The organism is Spongiactinospora sp. TRM90649 (assembly GCF_029382225.1).
In the GTDB taxonomy this organism is placed as follows: Bacteria; Actinomycetota; Actinomycetes; order Streptosporangiales; family Streptosporangiaceae; genus Spongiactinospora.
In genome coordinates this window covers 93271-119290 of sequence record NZ_JARLTC010000033.1, presented here as the reverse complement: position 1 = coordinate 119290, position 26020 = coordinate 93271, and the positions used below count along the sequence as shown (strand labels likewise).

Sequence of the window (26020 nt, the reverse complement as noted above, 5' to 3'; positions counted from 1 at the left end):
GTTTTACAACAGGAAGTCCCACTGATGAGCCTTCAGTTTCTCTGGTACATCCCCAATCAGGCAGAGCCCGGCCACCGTGGCGACGACACGGTGGTGGACCACAACACCCTGGCCACCCTCACCGGCTACGCCGAAGCACTGGAAAGACACGGCTGGGACGGCGCGCTGATCGGCACCGGCTGGGGACGGCCCGACACCTTCACCGTCGCCGCCGCGCTGGCCGCGCGGACGGCCACGTTCCAGCCGCTGATCGCGATCCGCCCCGGCTACTGGCACCCGGCCAGGTTCGCCTCCGCCGCCGCCACCCTGGACCACCTCACCGGGGGCCGGGTGCTGGTCAACATCGTCTCCGGCAAGGACGACCTCGCGGCCTACGGCGACAGCGAGGGCGACCAGGCCCACCGCTACGCCCGCACCAGGGAGTTCCTCCAGATCACGCGCAGGCTCTGGACCGAGGAGAACGTCACCTACCAGGGCGAGCACTTCGCCGTCGCCGGCTCGACCGTGGTCCCGCGCCCGGTCGCGCGGGACGGGCGCGCGCACCCCCGCCTCTACTTCGGCGGCGCCTCGGCCGCCGCCGAGCGGGTGGCCGCGGCCGAGGCCGACGTCCAGCTCTTCTGGGGCGAACCCCTCGACGGCGTGGCCGAGCGGATCGAGCGGCTCAGGCTGCTCGCCGACAAGGCCGGCCGCGAGCATCCGCCGCTGGAGTTCGGGCTGCGGATCACCACGCTGGTGCGCGACACCACCGACCAGGCGTGGGCGGACGCTGAGGACAAGGTCGCCCGGATGGCCGCCGGAGCCATCACCCGCGACCCGAACCGGCAGGTCGCCGTCGGCCAGCGGCGGCTGCTCGACCTGGCGGCGCGGGGCGAGGTGCTCGACGACAACCTCTACACCGCCCCGGGCAAGGTGGGCGGCGGCGGGGCGGGCACCACCTGGCTGGTCGGCTCGGCCGAGGACGTGGCCAGGTCACTGCGCAGGTACCAGGACCTCGGCATCACCCACTTCGTGCTCTCCGACACCCCCTACCTGCCGGAGATCAGGCGTCAGGGCGACCGTCTGCTGCCGCTGCTGCGGGGGTGAGCCGGGTCGCGGTGACCGCCACCGTGGTGTACGACAGCGTGAACCGGCCGCCGAGCGCGTCCACGGCGGCTCCGACGGTGTCCAGGACCTCCCCCAGCGCGTCCGGCGCGAGCCGGGTGAACAGGCCCTGGGTGGGGATCTGGTCCAGCCATTCGTCCTTGGTGTACTCGCGCCGCCAGTTGAAATGCCACTGCTCGGGCTCGCCGAACCCGCCCGCCGCCGCGATCCCCTCGGCGGTCTTGGTGAACATCGGCCGGTAGATCTTCAGGGCGGTCGAGTTCGGGTCGATGGCGGACAGCGGGCCGGGCAGTACCCGGCGGCAGACCTCGGCGAACGCGCTCGCCACGCCGCCCGGCAGTTCGAAGGTGTGCCAGAACGCGGCCGGCCGGCCACCTCACCGACGCGATCATCGCCGTGTACGGCTCGGTCGCCGTGGCGATCGTCGCCCTGGTCACCTTCCACGACGAGCTGCGCGCCCGGCTGCGCGAGACCTGGCCGGTCGGCGTGCCGGTGCTGACGGAGGCCGCCCTCGCGATCGGCGCCTACCTGCGCGAAGAGCGCGACCTCGGCCGCGTCGCGTCGAGCGCCGACGTCGACACGCTCGCCGCCACCCTGATCGGCGCGGGCCACCTGCTCTACGCCGACCGCACCGGCGCCCCGCCGGAGCCCGAAGCCGTGAGCCGGATGGTGACCACCGTCCTCGCCGGAGCCACCCCCGCCCCATGAGCCCGCCGCCCGCCGTCCCGGAGGACGGGTCAGGACCAGTCCAGCCGTTCGGCCAGCAGGGCCTGCTGGGCGGGGTTGGCGGTCAGCTCCAGCGCCCGTTCGTCGCAGCGGCGGGCCTCTTCGCGACGGCCGAGCGCGCGCAGCAGTTCGGCCCGGGTGGCGTGCAGCAGCGGGTAGCGCGCCAGCTCCCGTTCCAGGGACGCCAGCTCGGCCAGGGCGATCTCGGGTCCCTTGACGTGGTGCAGCGCGATGGCCCGGTGCAGCCGGGCGACCGGCGAGGGAGTCAGGCGCACCAGCATGTCGTACAGCACTAGGATCTGCGCCCAGTCGGTGGCCGCGAAGTAGGCGGCCTCGGCATGGCAGGCCACGATCGCCGCCTGCACCTGATACTGGCCGGGGCGGCGGTGGGCGCGTGCCGTCCGGGTCAGCATCGTGGTCGCCTCGGCGATGGCGGCGTGGTCCCACAGCGAGCGGTCCTGGTCGGCCAGCAGCACCAGCCGTCCCTCGGCGTCGAAGCGGGCCGCGCCGCGCGCCCGGTGCAGCCGGATCAGCGCCAGCAGCCCGGCCGCCTCCGGCTCCCTTGGCATCAGGTTCACCAGCAGCGCGGCCAACCACTCGGCGTCCTCCACCAGAGGGCGGGCCTGGGCGTGCGCGCTGTCACTGGACAGGTAGCCCTCGTTGAACAGCAGGTAGATGACCGCCAGCACGCCGCCCAGCCGCTCCGGCAGGTCCTCGGGGGCGGGCAGGCGGTACGGGATGCCGGTCTCGCCGATCTTCCGCTTGGCGCGGGTGATGCGCTGTCCCACCGTCGTCTCGGGCACGACGAACGCGGCGGCGATCTGCGCCGTGCTCAGCCCGCACACCACCCGCAGGGTCAGCGCGATCTGCGCCGCCCGCGAGAGCGCCGGGTGGCAGCAGATGAAGATCAGCCTGAGCCGGTCGTCACGTGGGGTGGGATCCGGCCAGGGCAACTGGGCGAGCTTGGCCCGGTAGTTCGACTCGCGGCGCAGCACGTCCAGGCCGCGCCGCCGGGCCACGGTGAACAGCCAGGCGTCCGGCCGGTCCGGGATCCCCTCGGCGGGCCAGCGGCGCAGCGCCGTCTCGACCGCGTCCTGCACCAGGTCCTCGGCGGCGGCGAAGTCGCCCAGCAGGGAGACCAGGGAGGCGGCGAGGCGGCCCGCGTGCTCACGCACCACGCGGGCCAGCACCTCCCGGCTCACCGGCTCGGACCGGTGATCGGCGTCGCTCATGAGACCGGGCGGATCTCCACGATCGGGCAGGCCGGCCAGGAGCGGGCCACCTTCAGCGCCTCGTCCAGGTCGGCCACCTCCAGCTCGGCGAATCCGCTGACCACCTCCTTGCCCTCCACGAACGGCCCGTCGGTGACGACCGGGTCGCCCTGCCCCAGGCGCACCGTGGTCGCGGTGTGCACCGGCGCCAGGTGCGCGTGGTGGGTGATCTTGTCGGCGTGGTCGTCGAACCACTGCCCGACGGCCGCGTAGGCGGCCTCCCGCTCCAGGTCGCCCATCGCCTCCAGCCGCTGGGTGAACTCCTCGGTCTCGATGAACATCAGCACGTACTTCACGCCTGTTCTCCTTTCCTCGCGCTCAGCTCGCCGGGAGGCTCGCGTACAGATCGACGCCGTTGCCGTCGGGATCGGCCACGGTCGCGTAGCGCATGCCCCAGAACGCGTCGAACGGCGCGGCGATCCCCCGGTGCCCGGCCCCGGTCAGGTCGGCATAGGCGGCGTCCACCTCGGCCGGGCCGTCGAACTCGAAGCACAGCAGGGCGCGCGGGCCGCCCTGCGGCCGGGTCCAGCCGGGCATGAACGGCGTGCGGAAGCCCTCGCCGTCCAGCATGACGTGCAGCCCGTTCGGCAGGTCGCAGCCGGCGTGCTCGGGCGCCTGCGGATCGACCTTGAAGTCCAGGCCGAGCCGGGCGTAGAACGCCATCGCCGCCTCCAGGTCGGCGACGATGAGATCGATCGTGTTGAGCCGTGGATTCATCTGAGTCCTCCATCCGAGGCTCGTTGCCTCTCACTCCTCTGACGATCGGCGCGCCGTCGGATTCGACAACCTCCGAGTGGCGATATGCGCTGCCTTGGCGACCATGGAGGGGGAGTATGGGGATATGTCTCCTCATGTGTTTGGGGGAACCATGACAGATCCCGTGCGACTCCCGTTCGCGCAACCCGATCTGCTCCACCCTGCCCCGTTGCTGCGCAGGCTACAGGCACAAAGCCCGATCCATCCGATCCGCACCGCCGTGGGGCACCCGGGCTGGCTGGTGACCGGCTACCGGGAGGTCCGCGGCCTGCTCGACGACGACCGTCTCGGCCGCGCCCACCGCGACCCCGAACGCGCCTCCCGGATGGGCGAGTCGGTGATGTTCGGCGGGCCGATGGGCGACTTCGACACCGAGCACGCCGACCACACCCGGATGCGCGCACTGCTGCAGCCGCACTTCTCCCCCAGGCGCATGCGCGCTCTGCGGGAGAGCGTCGAGACCTTCACCGGCGAGTTCCTGGACCAGATCGAGGCCGCCGGTCCCCCGGCCGACCTGCACGTCTCGCTGGCGCTGCCGCTGCCGATCGCGGTGATCTGCGAGCTGCTCGGCGTGCCGTTCGACGACCGGACCCGCTTTCGGGCCTGGACCATGGCCGCCGCCGACGCCACCGACCGGGCCCGCTCCACGCAGGGCTTCGCCGACCTGTTCGTCTACGGCCGCGAGCTGGTGGCCTGCAAACGCGCCGAGGGCGACCCCGACGCCGACGTGATCTCCCGGCTGGCCGCCACCGAGGGCGTGTCGGACGACGAGGCGGCAGGTCTGGGGATGTCCCTGCTGTTCGCCGGGCACGAGACCACCGTGACGACGATCGGCCTGGGCGTGCTGTGGCTGCTGGCCACCCCCGGCCAGTGGCGGGCCCTGGCCGAGGACCCGGCGCGGATCGACGCGGCGGTGGAGGAGGTCCTGCGCGCCCCCCGGCTGGGCGGCCGGGGAATCCCCCGCTACGCCCGCACCGACTTCGAGTTCGAGGGCGCCCAGGTGAAGACGGGCGACCTGGTGCTGCTGGACAACGGCGCCGCCAACCACGACGCCACCGTGTTCGCCGACGCGGACCGCTTCGACCTCGGCCGCGAGCCGTTGCCGCACCTGACCTTCGGCCACGGCTCGCGCTACTGCATCGGCGCGCCGCTGGCCCGGATGGAGCTGAAGGCCGTCTTCTCCCGGCTCGCGGCCCGGTTCCCCACCATGAAGCTGGGGTGCGCGGTCGACGAGCTGAGCATCGACTCGCGGTCGATGAGCGGTGGGCTGACCGCCCTGCCGGTCACGTGGTGATCAGTTCGAGGAAGGCGGCGGCGGCCGGGGAGGGCCGTTTGTCCCAGATCAGGTACTCCACGCGCGTGGGCGCGTCGCGCAGCCGGACGGTCCGCAGGTCGGCGAAGCGCGGCGCGTACGCGGCGGGCAGCATGCCCACGCCGAGGCCCTGCCGTACCAGATCGGCCATGAAGTCGCCCGAGGACACCTCGAAGGGCACCTCACGGCGCACCCCGACCGCCGCGAACGCCTCGTCGGACTGCGCCCGCCCGGCGTGGCCCGCGCGGAAGTCGATGAACCGCTCGCCCGCCAGCGCCCGCAGGTCGGCCTCGCCGCCCGCCAGGGGGTGATCGGGGGCGACGACCGCGACCAGCTCGCCGCCGCCCAGGCGGCGGCTTTCCACGCCCTTCGGTTCCGCGCGGGGCGGCAGGCCGAGGAAGGCGGCGTCCGCCTCGCCCCGCCGGACCCGCTCGATCAGCGCCTCACTGCCCGCCGAGATGAGCGTGATGTGGACGCGCGGATGGCGGTGGCAGTACTCACGCAGCGCGACCGGCAGATCGACCGCCGTGAGCGTGGGGATGGCGCCGACGGCCAGCCGTCCGCGGATCTCCCCGCTCGCGGCGGCGACGTCGGCCCGCGCGCGGTCCGCGGCGTCCAGGCAGGCACGGGCGGCGGGCAGGAACGCCTCCCCAGCGGGCGTCAGCCGCACGCGCCGGCTGGTCCGCTCGAACAGCCGGGCGCCCAGCTCCCGCTCAAGCCCGGCGATCTGATGGCTGAGCGCCGACTGCACCACGCGACAGCGTTCCGCCGCCCGGGTGAAGTTGCTGGTCTCGGCGACGGCCAGGACGTACCTGAGTTGCTGCAGCTCCATCCATCCATCGTGCAGCACGATTGATCGCGATTACAAGTATGCGTTGGACTCATTGATCGCTCTTCGCGCACCCTTGATTCCATGAGTCTGAGTGAAGAAGTGATCACCTACGACGACCGGCCTCGCACGGCGCTGCGGCCATGGCTCGGCGTCGCCGCGATCACGGCCAGCCTGTTCGTCTTTCTCACCACCGAGCTGATGCCCGTCGGCCTGCTCACCCCGGTGAGCACGAGCTTGGGCATATCCGTTGGCGCCGCTGGCCTGATGGTCACGTTGTACGGCGTGTCGGCCGGCCTGGGAGTGCCGTTCATCGTGGCGTGGACCCGGCGCGTCAACCGCCGCGTGCTGCTCTCGACGCTGCTGGTGATCCTGGTGCTGGGAAACCTGGTCACCGCCGTCTCGCCGAGTTACCCGCTGGTCCTGGCGACGCGCCTGACCATGGGATTCGCCAGCGGCGTGTTCTGGGCGATCGGCGTGAGCATGGCCATGCGCATGGTCCCCGAACGCCAGGCCGGCAAGGCCGCGGCGGTGGTGATGTCCGGCATCTCGGTCGCCGCCGTCGTGGGCATCCCGCTGGGCACACTGCTGGAGAGCCTCGCCGGATGGCGGGCCACGTTCCTCATCTGGGCGGGCCTGAGCGCGCTGGTGTTCCTCGCGGTCGTCGTCCTGGTGCCGTCGCTGCCGTCGGCGAACGCGGTCTCGGTCCGTGAGGTCTTCGGGCTGCCGCTCAGAAACGCGCGGCTGCGTTCGGTGCTGGTCGCGGTGGTGCTGTTCGTGCTCGGCCACTTCGGGGCGTACACCTTCGTGCGGCCCTTCCTGGAGGACAGCGCGTCGGCCACGCCGTTCTTCATCACGGTGGTGCTGATGATCTACGGTGTCGGCGGCGCGGCAGGGAACCTCATCGCCGGATCCACCGTGCACCGCGATCCGCGGCGCGGGTTCATCGTCGGCAGCGCGGGCCTGATGGTGTCGCTGCTGGCGCTGCTCACCATCGGCCAGGGCCTGGCCGGCGCGATCGTCGCGATGGTCCTGTGGGGCCTGTCCTTCGGCGTCGCCCAGCTCAGCCAGGTCAACATGACGCAGGCCGCCGCCCCCGAGACCTTCGAGGCCGCGATGTCGCTCAACACCATGGGCTACAACACGTCCATCGCGCTCGGGGCGCTGTTCGGCGGGCTGTTCGCCGACCACCTGGGCGTCACGAGCGTCGTGTGGTTCGGCGTGGCGCTGACGGCGGCGGCGCTGCTGTTCGCGCTCGGCGGCCACCGAACGCGAACAGCGGCGGCCGGTCAGGCTCCGACGTAGGCCGCGAGGTGCTCTCCGGTGAGCGTGGAACGGGCGGCGACCAGGTCGGCGGGGGTTCCTTCGAAGACGACCCGCCCGCCGTCGTGCCCGGCGCCCGGGCCGATGTCGATGATCCAATCGGCGTGCGCCATGACCGCCTGGTGGTGCTCGATGACGATGACCGACTTCCCGGAGTCGACCAGCCGGTCGAGCAGGCCGAGCAACTGCTCGACGTCGGCGAGGTGCAGGCCCGTCGTCGGCTCGTCGAGGACGTAGACGCCGCCCTTGTCGGCCATGTGGGTGGCCAGCTTGAGCCGCTGCCGCTCGCCACCGGACAGCGTGGTGAGCGGCTGGCCCAGGCTGAGATAGCCGAGCCCGACGTCGGCGAGCCGTCCCAGGATGGCGTGCGCGGCAGGCGTGCGCGCCTCACCCGTGCCGAAGAACCGCTCGGCCTCCGACACCGACATCGCGAGCACCTCGCTGATGTCGCGCCCGCCGAGGTGGTGGTCCAGCACCGACGCCTGGAACCGCTTGCCCTCGCACTCCTCGCAGGTGGTGGCGACCCCGGCCATGATCCCCAGGTCGGTGTAGATGACCCCGGCGCCGTTGCAGGTCGGGCAGGCCCCCTCGGAGTTGGCGCTGAACAGCGCGGGCTTGACGCCGTTGGCCTTCGCGAACGCCTTGCGGATCGGGTCGAGCAGCCCCGTGTAGGTCGCCGGGTTGCTGCGCCGTGAACCCCTGATCGGGGCCTGGTCGACCGAGATGACCCCTTCCTTGGCGGGGATCGAACCGTGGATCAGCGAGCTCTTGCCGGAGCCGGCGACGCCGGTGATCGCGCAGAGCACGCCGAGCGGGATGTCGACGTCCACGTCGCGGAGGTTGTGCCGGGTGGCGCCGCGGATCTCCAGGGTGCCCTTGGGGGTGCGGACCGTCTCCTTGAGAGCGGCCCGGTCGTCCAGGTGGCGGCCGGTGATGGTGTCGCCGTCGCGCAGGCCGTCGATGGGGCCCTCGTAGCAGATGGTGCCGCCCGCCGTACCGGCGCCGGGGCCGATGTCGATGACGTGGTCGGCGATTGCGATCGTCTCCGGCTTGTGCTCCACGACCAGCACCGTGTTGCCCTTGTCGCGCAGCCGCAGCAGCAGCGTGTTCATCCGCTGGATGTCGTGCGGGTGCAGCCCGATCGTGGGCTCGTCGAAGACGTAGGTGACGTCGGTGAGCGAGGACCCCAGGTGGCGGATCATCTTGGTGCGCTGCGCCTCGCCGCCCGACAGGGTGCCCGACGGCCGGTCGAGCGAGAGGTAGCCCAGCCCGATCTCCACGAACGAGTCGAGGGTGTGCAGCAGCTTGCCGAGCAGCGGCGCGACCGACGGCTCGTCGAGGCCGCGGACCCATTCGGCCAGGTCGCTGATCTGCATCGCGCAGGCCTCGGCGATGTTGGTCCCGGCGATCCGCGAGGAGCGGGCCCCCTCGCTGAGCCGGGTGCCCTCGCACTCGGGGCAGGTGGTGAAGGTGACCGCCCGGTCCACGAAGGCCCGGATGTGCGGCTGCATCGATTCCCTGTCCTTCGACAGGAACGACTTCTGGATCTTCGGGATCAGCCCCTCGTAGGTGAGGTTGACGCCGTCGACCTTGACCTTGACCGCTTCCTTGTAGAGGAAGTCGTTCATTTCCTTCTTGGTGTACTTGTTAATGGGCTTGTCCGGGTCGACGAAGCCGGACTCGGCGTAGACCCGGACCGTCCAGAAGCTGTCCGACTTCCAGCCGGGGATGGTGAACGCGCCCTCGGAGAGCGACTTGGTGTCGTCGTAGAGCTGGGTGAGGTCGATGTCGGAGATGTTGCCCCGGCCCTCACAGCGCAGGCACATGCCGCCGGTGATGTTGAACTCGCGGCGCTCCTTGGTGGTCCGCCCGCCGCGCTCCTGGGTGACCGCGCCCGCCCCGCTGATCGAGGCGATGTTGAAGGAGAACGCCTGGGGCGAGCCGATGTGCGGCTGCCCGATCCGGCTGAACAGGATGCGCAGCATGGCGTTGGCGTCGGTGGCGGTGCCGACGGTGGAGCGGGGGTCGGAGCCCATCCGCTGCTGGTCGACGATGATCGCCGTGGTCAGCCCTTCCAGCAGGTAGACCTCCGGCCGAGCCAGCGTCGGCATGAAGCCCTGGACGAAGGCGCTGTAGGTCTCGTTGATCAGCCGCTGCGACTCGGCGGCGATGGTGCCGAACACCAGTGAGCTCTTGCCGGAACCGGAGACACCGGTGAAGACCGTCAGGCGGCGCTTCGGGATCTCGACGCTGACGTCCTTCAGGTTGTTCACGCGTGCGCCCTGCACGCGGATCAGATCATGTGCGTCGGCGGCGTGCGGCGCAGGCGACTGCGCGTCCGTCTTGGGGGCCGTGCTCATCTTGTCTCCATCCAGTACTCGGGGGCCGTCTTCGCGGTCTCCCCGTCGGCGTCGCCCGACTGATTTAACCAGCAATGAGATGTATGTCTGCTTTGTCTGGTGCGGCCGGCCTGGGGTGGCTCAGCGCAGCTCGTTGATGCGGATCATGTTGCCTGCCGGATCGCGGACGGCGCAGTCGCGAACGCCGTAGGGCTGCTCGGTCGGTTCCTGGACGATCTCGACCTCGGCGGCCCGCAGTCGTTCGAAGGCGCCGTCGAGGTCGGTGACGGCCAAGACAATACCGGCGTAGGTGCCTTTGGCCATCATCTCAGCTATTGTCCGGCGCTCGTGCTCGGTGACACCGGGGTCGACCACCGGCGGTTGCAGCACGATGGACGCGCCAGGGCGGCCGGCCGGGCCGACCGTGATCCAGCGCAGCCCGTCGTAGCCGACGTCGCCGCGGACCTCGAACCCGAGGAGGTCGCGGTAGAAGACGAGGGTCGCCTCCGGGTCGTCGTGCGGCAGGAAGCTCGCGTGAACGCTCATGTCCATGCCGGTGAGGCTAGGTGCGGCGGGGGTCCCGGCGCTTCTCGATTCCTGACCGGCTCGCTCCTTCGGGAGGGCCCTGCTGGAATCCGGTTAGTTCGTCCCGCGAATTTGTTAGCCTGGGCCGGTGAGTGAGCATGTCGATGTCCGGCTCGGCGTGGTGACGGCGCTGGTCCGGTCCACTTTCCTGGTGAACGCCGTGTACGTGGATTCGGCCCGCGAGTACGGTCTCACGCAGCAGCAGGGCCAGTTGCTGTGCGTGCTGATGGCCCGGCCGTACGGCATGGGCGAGCTGGGCACGGTGCTCGGCCTGGCCAAGTCCAGCCTGACCGGGCTGATCGACCGCAGCGAGCGCAACGGCCTGGTCCAGCGCAGGCCCGACGCGCAGGACTCCCGCGCGGTGCGGGTGGAGCTCACCAAACGGGGCGCCAAGCTGGCCGACGAGTTCTACGCCGGCACCTGCCGCCGCGTCGAGGAGCTGACCTCGGGGCTCGGGCCCGCCGAGCGGGACGCGCTCGCCGTCCTGCTCACGCGCGTGGTGGCCGACAACAAAGTGCCCACCGTCTTCGTGGAGCCGGACGCCGCCCGCTGATCCTCGTTTCGGTTCGCGCAACGAACTAATATGATTCGTGGCACGAACCATATCCTTTTGGGGGCGGTGCAGTGTCCGAACAAGACATCGTCTTCGGCTTTGGCGCGCATTCCGATGCCGTCGGCCCTGTCGGACGGCCGGATCGAGCCCGCCCCGGTCGCCGCGCAGCCCGTGTGGACCGGATCGGTCGGTGCCAAGTCCCTGGCCGCCAGCCTGCCAGCCAAAGCGGACCGATCCTGTCCGCCAGGGATGTCAGGGTGGAGACATGGATGCGAACTTCACCTGGAACCGGGCCCTGCGCGAACAGTGGGAGGCGCACTGGAACCGCCAGATCCGAGCCCGGCTGGAGGGCCTGACCGACGACGAGTACTTCTGGTCACCCGTCCCGGACGCCTGGAGCATCCGGCCGCGCGGCACCTCGACGGCGCCCACCCAGGCCGGTGCCGGAGACTTCACCATCGAGTACGGCTTCCCCACGCCCGACCCCGTCCCCTTCACCACGATCGCCTGGCGGCTCGGCCACGTCACCGTCGGCGTGCTCGCCGCCCGCAACGCGGCGCACTTCGGCGCACCCGAGGCGTCCTATGAGACCTGGGACTACGCGGGCGACGCCGCCACCGCGCTCGACCAGCTCACGACCCAGCTCGACACCTGGCTGACCGGAGTCTCCGGCCTCGACGACGCCGCGCTAAGGGCGCCGATCGGCCCGAAAGAGCCCTTCCCCGACGCGCCCATGGCCGACCTGGTGCTGCACATCAACCGCGAACTGATCCACCACCTGTCGGAGGTCTGCCTGCTGCGCGACCTCTACCTGCACACGAAGACCGCCGGCTGAGGGTCACGCGGGCGGGTTGGCGAGGTTGGCGGCCACGGCGTCGAGGACCCACTCCAAACCGGTCGTGAAGGTCGTCTCGGCGTCCACGTCCGTGCCGTCGTGCACGACCCTGGCCAGCGCCGGAAAGCGGCCCGTGGCCAGCATCCTCATCACATGCGGGCCGGAGGCGCGCTGCCACTCGCGCTCGGACAGCCCCGTGGCCCGCTCGGCGCGCAGAAGCGTGATCTCGCGTCTGATCGTGCCGGTGAAGTAGGCGCTGACGGTCTCCACGGCGCGCATGACGGTGTCAAGGTCGGCGACGCCGTCGAAGGCGGCGAGCGTGGTCTCGGTCACGGCGAGGGCGTTCGGGCCCAGGACCGGACGGCCGCCGAGCAGGTCGGCCGGCCATTCGTGACGGCGGGCGGCCTGCCTGGTGCGGTGGGCGAGGACGGACAGCGCCTCCCGCCAGTCGCCGGACCGCTCCTCGGGGAGGATCTCGCCGTTGACCTCGTCCACCATGAGGTCGAACAGCTCCTCCTTGGTGGAGATGTATCCGTACAGCCGCATCGGACGGGCGTCCAGCTCGGCGGCGACCTCGCGCAGCGACAACGGCCTCCAGCCCGCCCTCGTCGGCCAGGGCGATGGCGGTGGCGACGATCCGCTCCCGGCCGAGCGGCGCGGCGAGGAACAGATGCGGGCAAGGGCCGGCCGGTGGGCGAAGATCACGATTGCCGGTCTGGAACGCCTCGTGAGCCCGGATCCCGCCGAAGTCCTCGCCCTCTTCGAGGAGGTTCAGCCATCCTGACCGCCGACCGGGCCGCCGTCTAGTAGCGGCCGAGGGTGCCACGGTGCCGGGCGAGGTTTTCGAGCCGGTTGAACAGCACCACCCCGGCCCCCGTGATGAGCAGCGGCTGGACCAGCAGCCAGCCGAGACCCCAGCCGGTGGGCAGTGCGGCCAGGGAATGCCCGCCGAGCAGGATGTCGCGCATCGCCTCGATGCCGGGGGCGATGGGGACCAGCAGGCGGCTGAGGAAGGAGATCGGGTCGGGCATGGCGGCGAGGGGCACCAGGGTGCCCCCGGCGATGGCGTAGAGGGCCACGGACAACTGGGTGATGATCTCGATGCGTTTGAACACCAGGGTCAGCCCGCACAGGACGAGGGCCAGGCCGCAGGTACCCAGGACGATGGCGGCCAGCGGCACGATCACCTGGGCGTCGAAAGGCATCTGCCCGCCCCCGAGGATGATGGCGACGGCACCGGTGGCCAGGACGGCCAGCGCGGTGGGCACGGCCGCGATCACGGCGGCGACCTGCCGGCCGAGGACGCTCGCGGCCGAGGGGAGCGGCGTCAGATAGGTCTGCTCCAGCACGCCGGACTGGATGTCGCCCAGATGGCTCCAGAACACCCGGTTGACCTGCTCATGGATGAAGGTCAGCGCCACCATGCCGAGCAACACCGGCAACAGCAGCTCCGGTCGCAGTTGCCCACGTCCCATGAACAGCACGATGAGCAGGTAGAACAGCGGAAAAGTGATCATCTCCAGCAGCGCCTCGCGCCATCCGGCGAGCACGTTGACCAGGCCCTTGTGGACTTCGGCGGCCAATCCGCGGGCGAAGGTCATGGCGACTCCAGAGCTCGGCGGTGGTTGCGGACGAAAAGCAGGCCGGCGACGGCGGTGAGCGCGAGGGTGTGGGCCAGTAGCCACGGCAGCGCGCCGCCGGCCCAGACCTCGGCCAGGGCCCGGTCCTCGAACAGCGTCTGGGCGAGTGCCTCGATGCCCAGCGTGGTGGGCAGCACCCTGGCCGCCGCGGCCAGCCAGTCCGGGTACAGCTCCAGCGGCAGGAACGAGCCGTTGAGCAGCAGCACCAGCGAGGTGAACAGCGATTGCAGGGCGCCGATCATCGGGGAGACCAGGGCGAGGGCGGCCAGGAGGAAGGTGAAGGCCAGCGCGTTGAGTCCCAGGAGTACGGCGGGCAGCAGTGCCGTCCAGCGCAAGGGGATCGCGATGCCGGCCACCACCATCGGAACGAGGGCGGCGACGACGGCCACGACCAGCCCGAAGATCGACGCGGTGATCAGCCGGCCGAGCATCGGCAGCCACGGCGGCGCCGTGCTCATCTGGGACTGGGCGAAGGTGCCGGCGCGCTTCTCCTCGATGAGGTCGGCCACCATCACCAGGCCCGCGTACTGCAGGAACCAGTAGCCGCCGATGGCGACCAGGGTTCGCGGCAGCAGGTCCTGGCGCAGTTCGCCCTGGCCCAGCACGAACTGCAGGCCGAGGTACATCATCGTGCTGATCAGCAGCGTGATCACGTGCCCGGCCGGGTGAGCGAGCTGAACGCGCAGGCCCTTGCCGATCTCCGCGCGCAGGACCTCACGCATGAGACGGCCCGCTCACCAACGCGAGGAACACGTCCTCCAGATCGGGCCGCACCTGCGTCAGCGACTCCAGGACGACCCCCTGCGCGCGCAGCCGCTCGACCACCTCGTACACCTCGTGCGGATCGCTCACCCGCACGTTGATCGTGGTGACGCCCTCCCGGGTGACGGCGTCGAAGCCGGACGGCGCCGCTCCCTCGACGCGGATCTCGTAGCGGTCGCGGTCGCGGAACCGCGCCAGCAGTTCCCGCGTGGGCAGGTCGGCCACCAGCCGCCCCTCGCGCATGACGGCCACCCGGTCGCACAGTTCCTCGGCGACGTCCAGTTGGTGGGTGGTGAGCAGGACGGTGGTGCCGAGCTCGCGGGCCTGCTCGGCGATCCAGTGCTTGACGGTGCGGGTGGCCTCGACGTCCAGGCCGAGGGTCGGTTCGTCCAGCAGCACGATCGGCGGGTCGGCGATCAGCGCGACGGCGATCGCGACCTTCTGCTGCATGCCCCGGGAGAAGCCGCCCACCTTGTCGTGGCGGCGCTCCCACAGGTCCAGATCGGTCAGCAGGTCCCGGGCGCGCTCGGCGACCCTGGCCTTTCGCATGCCCTTGAGGCGGCCGAAGTACATCAGGTTCTGCCAGGCGGACAGGGTCCAGTAGACGTTGCGCGAGCCTTCCAGCACGGCGCCGAACCGCGCCATCGCGGCCGAACGCTGCCGGGCCACGTCGAAGCCGCCCAGCCGGACCTGCCCGGAGGTGGGGGTCAGCAGGCCGGCCAGCATCTTGATGGTGGTGGTCTTGCCTGCGCCGTTTGGGCCCAGAAAGCCGAAGACCGAGCCTGCGGGGACGCGCAGGGACACCTCGTCCACCGCCGGGGCCTGCGCCGAGCCGTACACCTTGGTCAGCTCGTCGATTTCGATCACGTCGTCTCCTCGTTTCGGGGGTGCTCGCCGAGGGAGCCCCGGCCCCCGGGTCGGGGGCCGGGGCCGGGGGCGGGCGGTCAGAGCTCGGCCAGGACCTCGATGTCCTCCGCCATGACGTCGTGGGCGACCGCGAACGCCGCGACGGCCGCGGGGTCGCCGGCGGCGGCCTGGCGGGCCGCCCGCAGGTCGGCGGCCGAATCCCAGCGCCAGACGCCGACCCACGTCTCCTTGTTCAGCCGGCCGAGGCGCGCCTCGGTGAGACCGGACCGAGTCGCCCTGATCGCGGCGACCAGGTCGGCGTGCCGGGCCTGAACCAGCTCGGCGTCCGCGGGATCGGCCTGGAAGCGGGTGACGCTGATGACCGTCATGATTGGACCTTCTCTCTAGAGTTCACTTCTAGTAATGGAATCTAGAGATAGACTCTAGCCATGAGCGATGTCAAGCGGACGAACAAGCGGACCCAGAAGGCGATGGAGACGCGCCGGCGCATCCTCGCAGCGGCACTGGAGCTGTTCGTGCGGGACGGATACGGCGCGACGAACCTGCAGGACGTCGCCGGGAAGGCCGGGGTCGCGGTGCAGACGATCTACTTCGTCTTCGGCAACAAGCGCGCCCTGCTCAAGGAACTGGTCGACGTCACGATCGCGGGCGACGACGAGCCGGTGGCCACGATGGACCGGCCGTGGTACGCGGCGGCGCTGGCCGCCGGCACCGCCCCCGAAATGCTGCGCGCCTACGTCACCGGCACGACCTCGGTCCTGGAGCGCGTCGCCCCGATCGGCAAGGTCGTGGACGCGGCGGTCGCCGGCGACCCCGAGGTGGCCGCGCTGTGGCCGGACGAGGTCGATCCCCGATACGTCGTCCAGCAGGACGCGGCCAAGGCTCTTGTCGGCAAGCCCGGCTCACGACCCGAGGTGTCGGCGGAGGAGGCCGCCGACCTGCTGTACGGCCTGCTCAGCCCCGAGCTGTACCTGCTGTTCGTGCACACGCGCGGCTGGCCGCGCGACCGCTGGGAGCGATGGGTTCTTCGGACCCTGCACGCTCAACTCTGCTCGCCGCGCAGTCGCACGCGATAACCCGGTGACGTCGATGATCATCCCCGTGATACTGGTCGCCCATGGATGAGGTCGAATTGGTCGTCGCCCATTCCGAGCGCGCGACCCTGCGCGTCGGCGACGTGTTCCTGAAGGTGGACGCCGATCAGGCGCGCTTCGACGCCGAGGTCGAGGCGATGGCCCTGGCGCCGGTCCCGACCCGAAGATCCTGTGGCACCGGCCGCCGGTGCTCGCGATCGCCGCGGTCCCGGGGACGGCGCTCGGCCGCCTCGGCGAGCCGTCGCCCGCGTCCCCGGCGGCGTGGGCCGCTGCGGGCGCCGCCATCCGGAGGTTGCGCGACGCGCCGTTGCCGCCCGGGCCCGGCCAGGCGGGCCGCGGCCTCGACGAGTTGGCGGCGAATCTCGATGGCGAGTGCGAGTGGCTCGTGACGAACGGCGTCCTGCCCGCCGATCTGGTCACCCGCAACCGCCAGGTCGCCGAGGCCGCGCTCCGGCCGTGGACACCGGTCTTCACGCACGGCGACCTGCGGGTCGATCACGTGTTCGTCGACGGCGACGAGATCACGGGCGTCATCGACTGGTCCGAGGCAGGCCAAGGCGATGCCCTGTACGACCTCGCCACATTGACGCTCGGGCACGAGGAGCACCTCGGCGACGTCGTCGCCGGCCGGACGAAGCCGCCGCCCAGAAGGTGTTCGCGGACCTCGGCGTCGCCGCTCCGCCGTACGTCATTCGCCGCGGATCGCGCACCGATTAGGTTTCCGCGCAGCGGCCGTCTGTACGCGTGAGATCGACTCACGGAAGGCCGGCAAGATGCGGAAACTGATTTTCGGCATGAACATGACCCTGGACGGCTACATCGCCGCGCCCGGCGACGACATCGGCTGGAGTGGCGGGGAGGGACCGGACTCGTCGTCGAGCGCGGAGCTGTTCCAGTGGTGGTACGAGCAGATGGGGGCGAGCGAACTGTCGCTGTACGGGCGCAAGCTGTGGGAGGCGATGAGCTCCCACTGGCCGACCGGCGACCAGCGGCCCGGTGCTACCCCGGCGGAGATCGAGTTCGCGCGGCTGTGGCGGGACATGCCGAAGGTGGTGTTCTCATCGACGATCGACAAGGTCGACTGGAACACCCGCCTGGTCACCGGCGACGCGGTCGCCGAGATCGCCCGGCTCAGGGCCGAGGACGGCGGCCCGATGGACATCGGCGGCGCGACGCTCGCCGGGGCGGCCATGCAGGCCGGGCTGATCGACGAGTACGTGCTGGTCACCCTGCCGGTCCTGGTGGGCGGCGGCACGCCGTTCTTCGCCGCGCTGGACAACTGGGTGAACCTGAGCCTGGTCGAGACGCGGACATTTCCCGGCGGCGTGGTGATGACCCGATACAAGACGAGGCGATGAGGGAACCCTTTCCCGGTCCTTTCTCGCCTTCGGAGTGACGCCTGCCCGCGCGCTGGACTCCTCGATGATGGGGATTTGTCCGATCACAGCGTCGCGGGCAGGCTCAGCCATGGCTTGTCGGCGGCGTCGAATCCGGTGAGCTCGGCGATCTTCCCGTCGACGATGCGCAGGACCGCGATGGTGAACAATCGGTATTCCGGGTCGTCGGGGGTGCGGAGGTACAGCACGGCGGCAGGCATGAGGTTGACCGTCGTGGCGACGCAGCGCCAGTCGTCGTGGCCGCGCTGGAAGAGCCCGCCGGAGACCCAGCCGTCCACCGCGTCCTTGGCCGTGACGACCAAGGTGCCCGCTTCGGGCAGCATCGTAAAGCGCAGGTCGTCGCGCAGCAGGGCCGTCAGCCCGTCGAGGTCGTTGCGCTCATGGGCGTCCATGTACGACCTCACCACGCCGCGCTCGTCATCCGACAGCTCGTGCGTGGCAGGGCTCCGCCAGTCGAGGCGGCGGCCGGGCAGTTGCTCGCGCATCGTCACGCGCGCTCGCTGCAGTGCGCTGGTCACCGACGCGACGGTCAGCTCAAGGGCGTCGGCGGCCTTCGACGCCGGCCAGCCGAGGACGTCGCGCAGGATGAACACCGCCCGCTGCCGCGGCGGCAGGTGCTGGACGGCGACGATGAACGCCAGCTCGATCGTCTCCCGCGCCACCACCGATTCCTGCGGGTCCTCCGGGAGCATCCCATCCGGGTAGGGCTGCAGGTAGAGCACTTCCGAGCCCGCGCCCGGCAGCTCGGCGGGCACGGGTGTGCGGTCGTTTCGCTTCTCCAGGAAGTCGAGGCAGGCGTTCGTCGCGATCCGGTACAGCCAGGTCCGCGGCGCGGCGTGGCCCTTGAACGACGCCCGCTTGTTCCACGCTCGCAGGAACGTCTCCTGCGTCATGTCCTGGGCGTCGTCGTAGTTCGCGAGCATCCGGTAGCAGTGCACCTGCAGCTCACGCCGGTGGCGCTCCGTGATGAGCGCGAACCGTGCCGCGTCATTCGAGCGGGCCGCCGCGATGAACGCGGCCTCGTCGTCGCCTAGCGGTCTGGCGTCGGTCATGGTCGTCAATCCTTTCGCAGGTGGCGAGGGGTTACCAGAACTGACGACGCGGCGGAGGATTTCTGAGCGGTGAGGCCGCCGGGCGGTCGCCCTGCGGATCCTCGGCCCCCGCCTCGGCGACCTCGGTCCGCAATCAAGATCACTGGCGATCCGGGCGAGGGCGTCCATGTCCTGATCCGCCATATCGCCGACCTACTTGAAGGCCCCGGAGTCCTAGCTCAGACACCAGCCGCAAGGTAGCGGTCAGGGCTTTGTGACCGCGGTCTTCTTGGCCTGGCGGGGGACGGTCTTGGTCTTGTCGAGGTGCCCGTACACCGTTGACCGGGACACGCCGAACAGGTCGGCGATCTGCTGGACGGTCTTCTCGCGCGCGTCGTACAGCTCCTGGGCGAGTCCGGCCTGGTCGGGGGTGAGCTTGGGCCGGCGTCCGCCGACCCGGCCGCGGGCTCGAGCGGAGGCGAGTCCGTCGTTGGTGTTCGCCACGATCAGCTCGCGCTGGAGCTCGGCGAGCACCGACAGCATGCCGAACATGGCGCGGCCCTCCATGGTGGCGGTGTCGATGCCCTGCTCGATGACGTGCAGCCCGATCCCGCGCTCGCGCAGCTCGGCGCCGAGGGTCACCAGGTGCAGCACAGAGCGAGAAAGCCGGTCGAGCCGGGTGACCTTCAGCGTGTCGCCCTCGCGCAGCAGCTTTATGACGAGGTCGAGCTTCGGACGGGACGCCTTCGCGCCGCTAGCCTTGTCGACGTGGATGTTGTCGCGGTCGACGCCAACCCGCAACAGGGCGTCGATCTGATGAGCGGGGTTCTGGTCGGCGGTCGAGACCCGCGCATAGCCGATGAGCATGTGTCGGAATCTATCGGCCGGACCGTTCACCGACGTTGATTCCCGACGCAAGTTGCCGACACTGCCCACCTGCGGGTTCACGATCACGGACGCGAGTGTCGGCAAACGGTCGTTTGCCGACACTCGCGGAGCACGGAAACGCTTCCCCACCCATGCATCCTCTCAGTGAGGGCGGACAGGCACTGCGGGGTGGCCGCGTGTTCAGCGGTTAACCGGCTGGTTAGCAAGGGCTTCGGCGACGGTGAGGCTGTCTTCATAGACGGCGTAGCGGGTGATCAGCCCGTCCTCGACGGTGAGGTGAAGCGCACACAGGGCCGTGTATTGCCTTCCGGTGGCCTTCACCGTCTGCTGGATGTCGCCGAGCACCACCGCCTCCGTTTCGTCGATGAGGACGCGGGACACTCCTCCGGCCGACTTTTCGGGGACATGGAAAGCGGTTATTTCCCGGAAGTGGTCGGCGACGTCGGCGCGGGTGGAGCGAGGGCGGATCCACGGCACCGCTGGATGACCGTCCTCCGGCCAGTCCAACTGCCAGTCGACGCGCTCGGCGAACAGCTCGGCGATCCGGTCGGGCTCGCCCTCGCCCAGTCGGCGAAGGAACTCCTCTGTCGTGGCACGAGTGCTCGACTTCGTCTCGTTCGGCGTATTCATGGCGAACTGGTACTCGTGCCGGATGAGCCTGTTCTCACCGAGGGTGAGAAAGATGCGGCCGGTCCAGGCGATGTTCCCTCCGGCTGCGGGGATCATGTGGGTGGTGAAGGTGACCGTGTCATGGTGACCGGTCGCGTCGCCCGCGGACCGGAAGACGAATCCTGCGTCCCGCACCAAATTGTTATGAGCTTCGGCGATCCGGGCCTCAAGGGCGTCATGACCGTGGTATCGCGTGGATTCGATGACCTGTATGCCGTCCGCGTCCCACAGTCCGGCGATGGCACGTCGGCGCGCAACCGGGTCAGACTCGTTCCATACCGCGACGTATCGGTTGACGAACTGGTCGATATCAATGTCGATGTCCATGGGCGGGACGCTATTCCGACTCCACTGACATCTCATGTCAGTGGACTGGGACAGAATTGACCGCATGCGTGCGAGCCGGCTGGTGTCCATCCTGTTGCTCCTGCAGACCCGGGAACGGATGACGGCACAAGAACTGGCCGACGCGCTGGAGGTGTCTGCTCGCACCGTCTACCGCGACATGGAGTCCCTCAGCGCGGCGGGTGTACCGCTGTATGGCGAACCCGGCCACGACGGCGGGTACCGACTGCTCGGCGGTTTCCGCACCCGGCTGACGGGGCTGACCGCCGATGAGGCCGACTCGCTGTTCCTGACGGGGCTGCCCACAGCTGCCGCCGACCTTGGCATGGGTGCCCTCGTGACCGCTGTGCAGCTCAAACTCATGGCCTCCCTGCCCGCCGAACTGCGCGACCGCGCCAGCCGCATCGCTGAGCGGTTCCACCTCGACGCCCCGGCGTGGTACCGCGATGGCGACCGCACTCCCCACCTGGGCGTGGTCGCGGACGCGGTGTGGAATGACCGCGCCGTGCGGATGCGCTACCTGCGCTGGGCCGAACCTCACGAGATCACCCGGACCGTGAAACCGTACGGGCTGGTGCTCAAGGCCGGGCACTGGTACCTCGTGGCCGGCGCCGGCGAACAACTCCGCACTTACCGCATCGCGCGGATCATGGATCTCCGTGTCCTCGACGAACGCTTCGATCGGCCCAACGGCTTTGACCTTGCCGACTACTGGCACCACTACCTGAAATCCTTCGACGCGCGCCGCCACCAGGGCGAGGCGACTCTCCGCCTGTCCCCGAGGATCTTCGACCAGCTGCCTCAGCTGTGGGACTCTGCCATGTCCGACGCCGCCCATCGGACCGCCACGCCGCCAGATCCCGATGGCTGGACTCGGGTGACGATCCCGATCGAGTCCGTTGAACAAGCCCTTCCCGAATTCCTCAAACTTGGCGCCGACGCCGAGATCCTCACTCCGGCTGAACTCCGCGAACACATCGCCCAAACACTCGACGCCCTAACCCGCATCTACCGACGACCGGTCTGACAATCGCTGAGCCCCTGACAGACCGTGGCACGGTTCGCTACATAGGCCGGGCACGCGCCACCTTCGCCAGCGGCGTCAGGATCGTTCTCGGCGCCAATGGCTGTTCCGGGGTTCCTCGACCCCGAGCACGTACGCTTCAGGCGCCGGGTAGGGGCGCCTCGCCTCTGCCGGGGCACCCGGCATGTTCTGGTCTCATGAGCCAGTGCTCACTGCGAATTTCGCGTCTCATCCGCTGCGTCATGGAGCCGAGCCCGCCGGGCGGGCAGCGTCGTCCGCCGCACGGCGCGGGACAGGCACCGTGGCGGACGACAAATCGAGCCTCTTGTCCATGTCGAGGCGGAACGTGCCGTACGGGTTGATGTTCGACCAGAACAGCGCGGTCAGTCCGCGCCGGTCCTCATCCGTCAGCTTCTTCGCCCAGGCCGGTTCGGCGAGGACCTGCTGAAGCAGCAGGGTGTTGAGGTAGACGAGCGAGGACTGGAGCAGGTGCAGGGCGAGCATCGAGGTCTCGGCGTGTTCCTTGTCCGGGCCGGTCAGTGCGCCGTCCTTGCCGTAGTGGATGACGGTGTTCGCGCTGTTCCAGTTCTCCACGACCTGGAGCCCACCGTGGATCTCACGCCGCAGGTCGGGACTGGCCAGGTAATCGCACGCGAAGATCGTACGTACGGCTCGGCCGAGTTCTTCGAGCGCCTGGTAGGTGGGGTGCTTCGGTCCGCCGCGGGTGAAGCGCCGCAGCACCTGCTCGGCCTCCGTAGTGCCCAGGCGCAGGGCGGTGGCGTACTTGACCATCTGGTCGTACTGCTGCTCGATCAGGTCCCAGCGGATCGGCCGGGTCAGCGAGGTGCCGAGGGCCGGCCAACCGGGCGGGTCGTCGTTCGGCCGGTACAGGCGGATGCTGCCGATGTTCTTCAGCCGGGGCAGTAGCCGGAAGTTCAGCAGCTCGGTGAAGGCGAACCCGACCACCGAGGCACCGTGCGTGTCGACGTAGTTGGACTCGATCTCGGCATCGGTGCAGTGCCGCAGCAGTCCCTCGATCATCGCCGCGACCTCGGACCACGAACAGCTCTTGAGCTGGGAGTAAATGCAGACGTTCTTGCGCTCGACGTGCCAGTAGATCATCACGCCGTTGCCGCCGTAGCGGGCGTGGTACTCGGTCATGAAGTTGGACGACCAGGAGCCGAACTTCTTCGAGTCCGAGGCGCACGCCGTGCCCTGTCCCCACCATGCGGCGTCGCGGGCGGCGAAGGTGGCGTTCACCAGTCGGGTGACCGCGGCCCGGAGGTTGTCGACGGTGATGAAGTGGCGGCGCACGTGCCGCAGCGCGGCCTCAGTCTCGCTGTGCTCGCCGGACGCCACGATCGCGCGGATGCCCATGTTCGTGCCGAGCGCGAACAGGGCAAGCAGGAGCCGGCGCTGGAGGGTGGCGCGGTCGATGCGCTCGTACGCGGCGACCGAGGCGAATTCGTCGGTGAAGCCGGTGTCGAAGTCGGCGTTCTTCAGCACGTCCAGGAGGTCGAGCACGCCCCAGCGGCGTACGACCTCCTCCTTGAGCGCCTGGAGGCCGGTGGGCTCGTCCAGCTTCTCCAGCTTCGGCACAGTGATCCACGGCTCGCCGTGCCGCGTGGTCACCTTCACCCCGCCCGCCGAGCCGTCCGCCAGTGCGGCCGCGAGCCGGTCCAGGCCGGCGGTCATCCGCCGCTTCAGGTCGGCGATGAACGCCTCGGGGTCCATGGGCCGGCGGATCGCTGCGTAGTGCACGGTGCGGGTGGCCTCGAAGTCGCCGGGCAGGTCGTCCTCGGGGTTGCGCCAGCGAAGGCCGCCCTCGATGTAGATTTCCCGGCGCCGGATCGCGTCCCGCAGCGCCACCAGGACGCACAGCTCGTACGGGATGCGCTCGACCTTGCCCTTGTCGTCCACGACGGCCTCGCGCCAGTCCCTGCGCACGACCCCGTCCATCGGCACCTCGTTCGGCGGCGTCGTAGAAGCGAGTCTTGCCGTCGACCCCGGCGTACTTCTCCAGCAGCGCGAGCGCGTCCATCACCGGCCGGTAGGCGGTGTTGTCGCACTTGAACCCCAGCGTTCTCAACAGCGGCGGCAGCATCTGCCGGTAGTACGAGCTGTACGACGACCGCAGGGTGGTGCGGACCTTGGCCTTGAACACCCTCTCGTTCGCCTTCGCCTCGGCCACCAGGTCGCGCAGCGTCTTCTCCCCGACGACCGGGTACAGAGCTGTGCGCACCACCTCGTCGGGCTTGCCGATCGCCGCGTCGGCCAGCTTGAAGAGGATGCCTTCCTTCCCGCGGACCTTCTTCAGCTCCGCAGCGAGCTGCTTCTCCACCCGCCGCTCAGCACGGGCATTGATCTTCTGCACCAGGGCGATCAGCAGGTCCACCAGCGCGTCGGTGATCTCCGCCTGCCGGGAGGAGCACAACGCCGCAAGCAGCGTGATCCGCGCTTCCTCGGCGGTGTCACGGAAGTCCGACGGGTACATCTTGATCGCCCGCGACCGCCATGCGGCCAGCAGCTTCTCCGAGCAGTCCGCGAATAACCCGTCGGGCAAGCCGAGTTTGCGCACGTCGTTCAGTTTGGTGATCTCGGTCAGCAGCGAGTCCAGACCGACCGCGCCCGGGTCGCGCTTGAGCAAGGCCAGCAGGGCGGCACCGCCCTCGTTGTCCTCCGCCACCAGCGTCAGCAGCCGGGTCGTGCCCGCGTCGCCCAGGCGCTCGATGGTCCGCGTGCAGAACACCTTCTCCCACCGGTTGCGGGACGCAACCAGCACTTTCTCGATCCGGGTCCGGCCCGGCGGCCGAGCCGTGTGGCCCCAGTCTTGTTCGCCACCAGATCCCAGTCGCCGTCCACCAGCGTCCAGCACGCCACCACGTCTTCCGGCAACCACTCCTGACGCACACCCACCCCTTCCTCGCCGAACCGCCCGATTCACTCGACCAACCCAACGAAGCGCCCGGCGTCAGGAAACGGGCCGTCTGACGACGCGAAAGCTACCCGCTGGTCACCTTGCGGCTGGTGTCCGAGCTGGGACTACAGGGCCTTGAAGGACGCCCACTCCCCGTCGCGTTGGCCGCAGCGCGAGCCCTCACAGGCATCGACGCTCTGTCAGAAGGCCATCTCGCGATCATGCGGGACGCCCTGGCCGACGACCGCCGCCACAGCTACTGTGGCGGCGTCGCCGCGATCAGCGAGGACCTGGAACTGCGTGCCCTTCTCGCGGAGCGGCTTTCACACACCTGAACCGCCACCGATCAGACGACGGGCCTATCCCCCTGGAGCGGCCGGGGGTGGGGCGGCGCGGAGCTCGGCGGCGACAGCGCGCTCGCGCAGGGCGTCGGCCTCGGCGCGCAGCCGGTCCAGTTCGGCCCGCAGGTCCGTCACCCGTGCCTTGTCCAGGGCCGACTGCATGGTCAGCCGCTCGGTCTCCGCCACGGCCGCGTCGCGCGCGCGTGCCGCCTCCGCCACGGCCGCGTCGCGCGCGCGTGCCGCCTCCGCGACCGCCGTCTCACGGGTTCGTTCCGCCTCGGCGGCGCGCTCCTGGGCGTGCGCGGTGCGCTCGTCGGCCTGCGCGGCCCGCGCCCGCCACTCCGCCTCCTCCGCCATCGCCTCCGCCCGCGCCCGCTCCGCGGTCTCGGCGCGTGAGACGGACCTGTCCCGTTCCGCCTCGGCCGCCTGCGCGCGGGTACGGTCGGCGAGCGCGGCTCGTTCCGCCTCCGCAGTGGCCTTCCGGGCGTCGGCCTCCCCCGCGCGGGCGGTGTCGCGTTCTTCGACGGCCAGCCGTACCCTCTCGGTCGCGTCCTCCTCGGCCTGTACGGCACGCGCCTGGAACTCGGCGCTCTCGGCCCTCGCCGCCTCGACCCGCTCGGCCATCTCCCGCGCGATCTCGTCACGGGCGCGCTCCGCCGTCTCGGCCCGCTCGGTCATCTCCTTGCGGATCGCGTCCCGCTCGCCCTCGGCCTGCTCGGCGCGGCGGGCGGCGTCCTGCGCGGCCCGTTTGGCGCGGCGCTCGGTCACCGCAGCCTCGCTGAGCGCGGCGAGGGCCTGCTCACGGGCGGTCTCCGCGTCGGCGATGGCGGCATCGCGATCGGCCTGCGCCTGCAGCTCGCTCTCGTGCATGGCAGCCCGCTCCCGCCGGGCGTGCTCGGTGGCCTCGCGGGCCAGCCGTACCTGCTCGAACGCCTGCTCCCGCTCGGTGCGGGCGATGGCCACCCTGGTGTGGGCCTCAGCCTGGATGGCACTGATCCGCGCCTCCACACCGGCCGGGCTGAGCTCCTGCGCGAGCACATCGGCCAACGGGCTGATCGCCATGGCCAGCCCCTTCTCCATGCGCTCGTACAGCTCCTCCACCCTGGCCAGCGTGCCTTCCAGCCCGGGAGTCGCCCGCCGCATCTCCCGCTCCCGCTTGGCCGCGGCCTGACAATCGCCCTGCGGGCAGTACTCCCGCGGCCTCCCGCGCCCGCCTCTCTGCTCGATCGCGGTCCCACAGTGCTTACACGGCCTCGCCCCACCGATCTCCGTCGTCACGTCTGGCAGCCTAGCATTTCCATTTTCCAGAAATTCAAATTCGGAAAATCGTGTCTGTTGCGTGCCTCCTCATCCGAGATAACTCACGAGAATGTCAATTCCCACAAGTTGATCAAGAAACGCGCGCTCCCGCGCAC

The 26020-nt window shown here is 70.2% G+C and carries 28 protein-coding genes; 11 read left to right on the top strand and 17 right to left on the bottom strand.

The features are described from left to right. The first annotated feature begins 24 nt into the window (after nt 1-24). Nucleotides 25-1083 carry an LLM class flavin-dependent oxidoreductase gene (locus P3X83_RS32970; protein ID WP_277309214.1) on the top strand — a complete coding sequence of 353 codons (1059 nt, stop codon included), beginning with the start codon at nt 25-27 and terminating at the stop codon, nt 1081-1083. Here P3X83_RS32970 and P3X83_RS32965 read toward each other — a convergent pair. Beyond that, nucleotides 1040-1429 carry a hypothetical protein gene (locus P3X83_RS32965; protein ID WP_277309213.1) on the bottom strand — a complete coding sequence of 130 codons (390 nt, stop codon included), beginning with the start codon at nt 1427-1429 and terminating at the stop codon, nt 1040-1042. The two genes, P3X83_RS32970 and P3X83_RS32965, sit on opposite strands and share 44 nt — an antisense overlap. A 68-nt stretch (nt 1430-1497) precedes the next feature. Here P3X83_RS32965 and P3X83_RS32960 point away from each other — a divergent pair, with 68 nt between their 5' ends. Next, on the top strand, nt 1498-1809 hold the full coding sequence (locus P3X83_RS32960) for a hypothetical protein (protein WP_277309212.1): 312 nt from the start codon (nt 1498-1500) through the stop codon (nt 1807-1809). Between the two features lie 29 nt (nt 1810-1838). Here the strand turns inward: P3X83_RS32960 and P3X83_RS32955 are convergent, their stop codons facing one another. From P3X83_RS32955 to P3X83_RS32945, 3 genes are read right to left on the bottom strand one after another with little or no spacing between them, the layout of a single operon-like run. Beyond that, complete coding sequence (locus tag P3X83_RS32955) at nt 1839-3059, bottom strand: DUF6596 domain-containing protein (RefSeq protein WP_277309211.1); 1221 nt, start codon at nt 3057-3059, stop codon at nt 1839-1841. After that, on the bottom strand, nt 3056-3394 hold the full coding sequence (locus tag P3X83_RS32950) for a YciI family protein (RefSeq protein WP_277309210.1): 339 nt from the start codon (nt 3392-3394) through the stop codon (nt 3056-3058). Before P3X83_RS32950 ends, P3X83_RS32955 begins: the two co-directional genes overlap by 4 nt. A gap of 22 nt (nt 3395-3416) precedes the next feature. Further along, the gene (locus tag P3X83_RS32945; RefSeq protein ID WP_277309209.1) at nt 3417-3815 is read right to left on the bottom strand and encodes a VOC family protein; all 399 of its coding nucleotides are present in this window, start codon (nt 3813-3815) and stop codon (nt 3417-3419) included. 208 nt (nt 3816-4023) lie between these two features. Between P3X83_RS32945 and P3X83_RS32940 the strand changes: the two genes are divergently transcribed. Next, entirely contained in the window at nt 4024-5148 is a 1125-nt protein-coding gene (locus P3X83_RS32940; RefSeq protein WP_277309208.1) for a cytochrome P450, read from the top strand. Here P3X83_RS32940 and P3X83_RS32935 read toward each other — a convergent pair. Further along, the gene (locus P3X83_RS32935) at nt 5138-5998 is read right to left on the bottom strand and encodes a LysR family transcriptional regulator (protein WP_277309207.1); all 861 of its coding nucleotides are present in this window, start codon (nt 5996-5998) and stop codon (nt 5138-5140) included. The two genes, P3X83_RS32940 and P3X83_RS32935, sit on opposite strands and share 11 nt — an antisense overlap. Before the next feature lie 81 nt (nt 5999-6079). On the opposite strand from P3X83_RS32935, the gene P3X83_RS32930 reads away from it, so the two are divergent. Continuing rightward, nucleotides 6080-7300, top strand: a complete 1221-nt coding sequence (locus P3X83_RS32930) for an MFS transporter (protein ID WP_277309206.1) — start codon at nt 6080-6082, stop codon at nt 7298-7300. On the opposite strand, the gene P3X83_RS32925 is transcribed toward P3X83_RS32930, so the two are convergent. Then, nucleotides 7285-9678, bottom strand: a complete 2394-nt coding sequence (locus P3X83_RS32925; RefSeq protein WP_277309205.1) for an excinuclease ABC subunit UvrA — start codon at nt 9676-9678, stop codon at nt 7285-7287. The two genes, P3X83_RS32930 and P3X83_RS32925, sit on opposite strands and share 16 nt — an antisense overlap. A gap of 120 nt (nt 9679-9798) precedes the next feature. Beyond that, nucleotides 9799-10209: a VOC family protein gene (locus tag P3X83_RS32920; protein ID WP_277309204.1), complete on the bottom strand. Its 411-nt coding sequence runs from the start codon at nt 10207-10209 to the stop codon at nt 9799-9801. Nucleotides 10210-10330: 121 nt separating this feature from the next. On the opposite strand from P3X83_RS32920, the gene P3X83_RS32915 reads away from it, so the two are divergent. Together P3X83_RS32915 and P3X83_RS32910 are read left to right on the top strand one after the other, a co-directional pair. After that, nucleotides 10331-10795, top strand: a complete 465-nt coding sequence (locus tag P3X83_RS32915; protein ID WP_277309203.1) for a MarR family transcriptional regulator — start codon at nt 10331-10333, stop codon at nt 10793-10795. Nucleotides 10796-11060: 265 nt separating this feature from the next. Continuing rightward, nucleotides 11061-11630: a DinB family protein gene (locus P3X83_RS32910; protein ID WP_277309202.1), complete on the top strand. Its 570-nt coding sequence runs from the start codon at nt 11061-11063 to the stop codon at nt 11628-11630. 3 nt (nt 11631-11633) lie between these two features. Here the strand turns inward: P3X83_RS32910 and P3X83_RS32905 are convergent, their stop codons facing one another. From P3X83_RS32905 to P3X83_RS32885, 5 genes are all read right to left on the bottom strand, one after another. After that, entirely contained in the window at nt 11634-12218 is a 585-nt protein-coding gene (locus P3X83_RS32905) for a TetR/AcrR family transcriptional regulator C-terminal domain-containing protein (protein WP_277309200.1), read from the bottom strand. A 215-nt stretch (nt 12219-12433) separates the two neighbouring features. Then, nucleotides 12434-13231 (bottom strand): ABC transporter permease, encoded by a 798-nt coding sequence (locus P3X83_RS32900; RefSeq protein ID WP_277309199.1) that lies wholly within the window; start codon nt 13229-13231, stop codon nt 12434-12436. Further along, nucleotides 13228-13992, bottom strand: coding sequence for an ABC transporter permease (locus P3X83_RS32895; protein ID WP_277309198.1), 765 nt, complete (start codon nt 13990-13992; stop codon nt 13228-13230). Before P3X83_RS32895 ends, P3X83_RS32900 begins: the two co-directional genes overlap by 4 nt. Continuing rightward, the gene (locus tag P3X83_RS32890) at nt 13985-14899 is read right to left on the bottom strand and encodes an ABC transporter ATP-binding protein (protein WP_277309197.1); all 915 of its coding nucleotides are present in this window, start codon (nt 14897-14899) and stop codon (nt 13985-13987) included. Before P3X83_RS32890 ends, P3X83_RS32895 begins: the two co-directional genes overlap by 8 nt. Nucleotides 14900-14976: 77 nt before the next feature. Then, entirely contained in the window at nt 14977-15267 is a 291-nt protein-coding gene (locus P3X83_RS32885; protein WP_277309196.1) for an antibiotic biosynthesis monooxygenase, read from the bottom strand. A 60-nt stretch (nt 15268-15327) separates the two neighbouring features. Between P3X83_RS32885 and P3X83_RS32880 the strand changes: the two genes are divergently transcribed. The 3 genes from P3X83_RS32880 to P3X83_RS32870 are packed head-to-tail and all read left to right on the top strand — an operon-like array spanning nt 15328 to nt 17351. Next, nucleotides 15328-15975: a TetR/AcrR family transcriptional regulator gene (locus P3X83_RS32880; RefSeq protein ID WP_277309195.1), complete on the top strand. Its 648-nt coding sequence runs from the start codon at nt 15328-15330 to the stop codon at nt 15973-15975. A gap of 55 nt (nt 15976-16030) precedes the next feature. After that, nucleotides 16031-16741 (top strand): phosphotransferase, encoded by a 711-nt coding sequence (locus tag P3X83_RS32875; protein WP_277309264.1) that lies wholly within the window; start codon nt 16031-16033, stop codon nt 16739-16741. Nucleotides 16742-16766: 25 nt separating this feature from the next. Continuing rightward, a complete protein-coding gene (locus tag P3X83_RS32870; RefSeq protein WP_277309194.1) occupies nt 16767-17351 on the top strand; it encodes a dihydrofolate reductase family protein in 585 nt (194 codons plus the stop codon). A gap of 83 nt (nt 17352-17434) precedes the next feature. On the opposite strand, the gene P3X83_RS32865 is transcribed toward P3X83_RS32870, so the two are convergent. The 3 genes from P3X83_RS32865 to P3X83_RS32855 all read right to left on the bottom strand — a co-directional run bounded on the left by P3X83_RS32865 (nt 17435) and on the right by P3X83_RS32855 (nt 20305). Next, nucleotides 17435-18442 carry an RNA polymerase subunit sigma-70 gene (locus tag P3X83_RS32865; RefSeq protein ID WP_277309193.1) on the bottom strand — a complete coding sequence of 336 codons (1008 nt, stop codon included), beginning with the start codon at nt 18440-18442 and terminating at the stop codon, nt 17435-17437. Between the two features lie 243 nt (nt 18443-18685). Beyond that, nucleotides 18686-19288 (bottom strand): recombinase family protein, encoded by a 603-nt coding sequence (locus tag P3X83_RS32860; protein ID WP_131736101.1) that lies wholly within the window; start codon nt 19286-19288, stop codon nt 18686-18688. Between the two features lie 201 nt (nt 19289-19489). Beyond that, nucleotides 19490-20305 carry a nuclear transport factor 2 family protein gene (locus P3X83_RS32855; RefSeq protein WP_242613928.1) on the bottom strand — a complete coding sequence of 272 codons (816 nt, stop codon included), beginning with the start codon at nt 20303-20305 and terminating at the stop codon, nt 19490-19492. A gap of 64 nt (nt 20306-20369) precedes the next feature. Here P3X83_RS32855 and P3X83_RS32850 point away from each other — a divergent pair, with 64 nt between their 5' ends. Next, nucleotides 20370-21350, top strand: coding sequence for a YafY family protein (locus P3X83_RS32850; RefSeq protein ID WP_131736100.1), 981 nt, complete (start codon nt 20370-20372; stop codon nt 21348-21350). 237 nt (nt 21351-21587) lie between these two features. On the opposite strand, the gene P3X83_RS32845 is transcribed toward P3X83_RS32850, so the two are convergent. After that, nucleotides 21588-23306 (bottom strand): Tn3 family transposase, encoded by a 1719-nt coding sequence (locus P3X83_RS32845; RefSeq protein ID WP_277309192.1) that lies wholly within the window; start codon nt 23304-23306, stop codon nt 21588-21590. A 1068-nt stretch (nt 23307-24374) separates the two neighbouring features. On the opposite strand from P3X83_RS32845, the gene P3X83_RS32840 reads away from it, so the two are divergent. Further along, on the top strand, nt 24375-24599 hold the full coding sequence (locus P3X83_RS32840) for a hypothetical protein (RefSeq protein WP_277309191.1): 225 nt from the start codon (nt 24375-24377) through the stop codon (nt 24597-24599). Nucleotides 24600-24623: 24 nt separating this feature from the next. Here the strand turns inward: P3X83_RS32840 and P3X83_RS32835 are convergent, their stop codons facing one another. Further along, nucleotides 24624-25748, bottom strand: coding sequence for a hypothetical protein (locus P3X83_RS32835; RefSeq protein ID WP_277309190.1), 1125 nt, complete (start codon nt 25746-25748; stop codon nt 24624-24626). Nucleotides 25749-26020 lie beyond the last annotated feature (272 nt).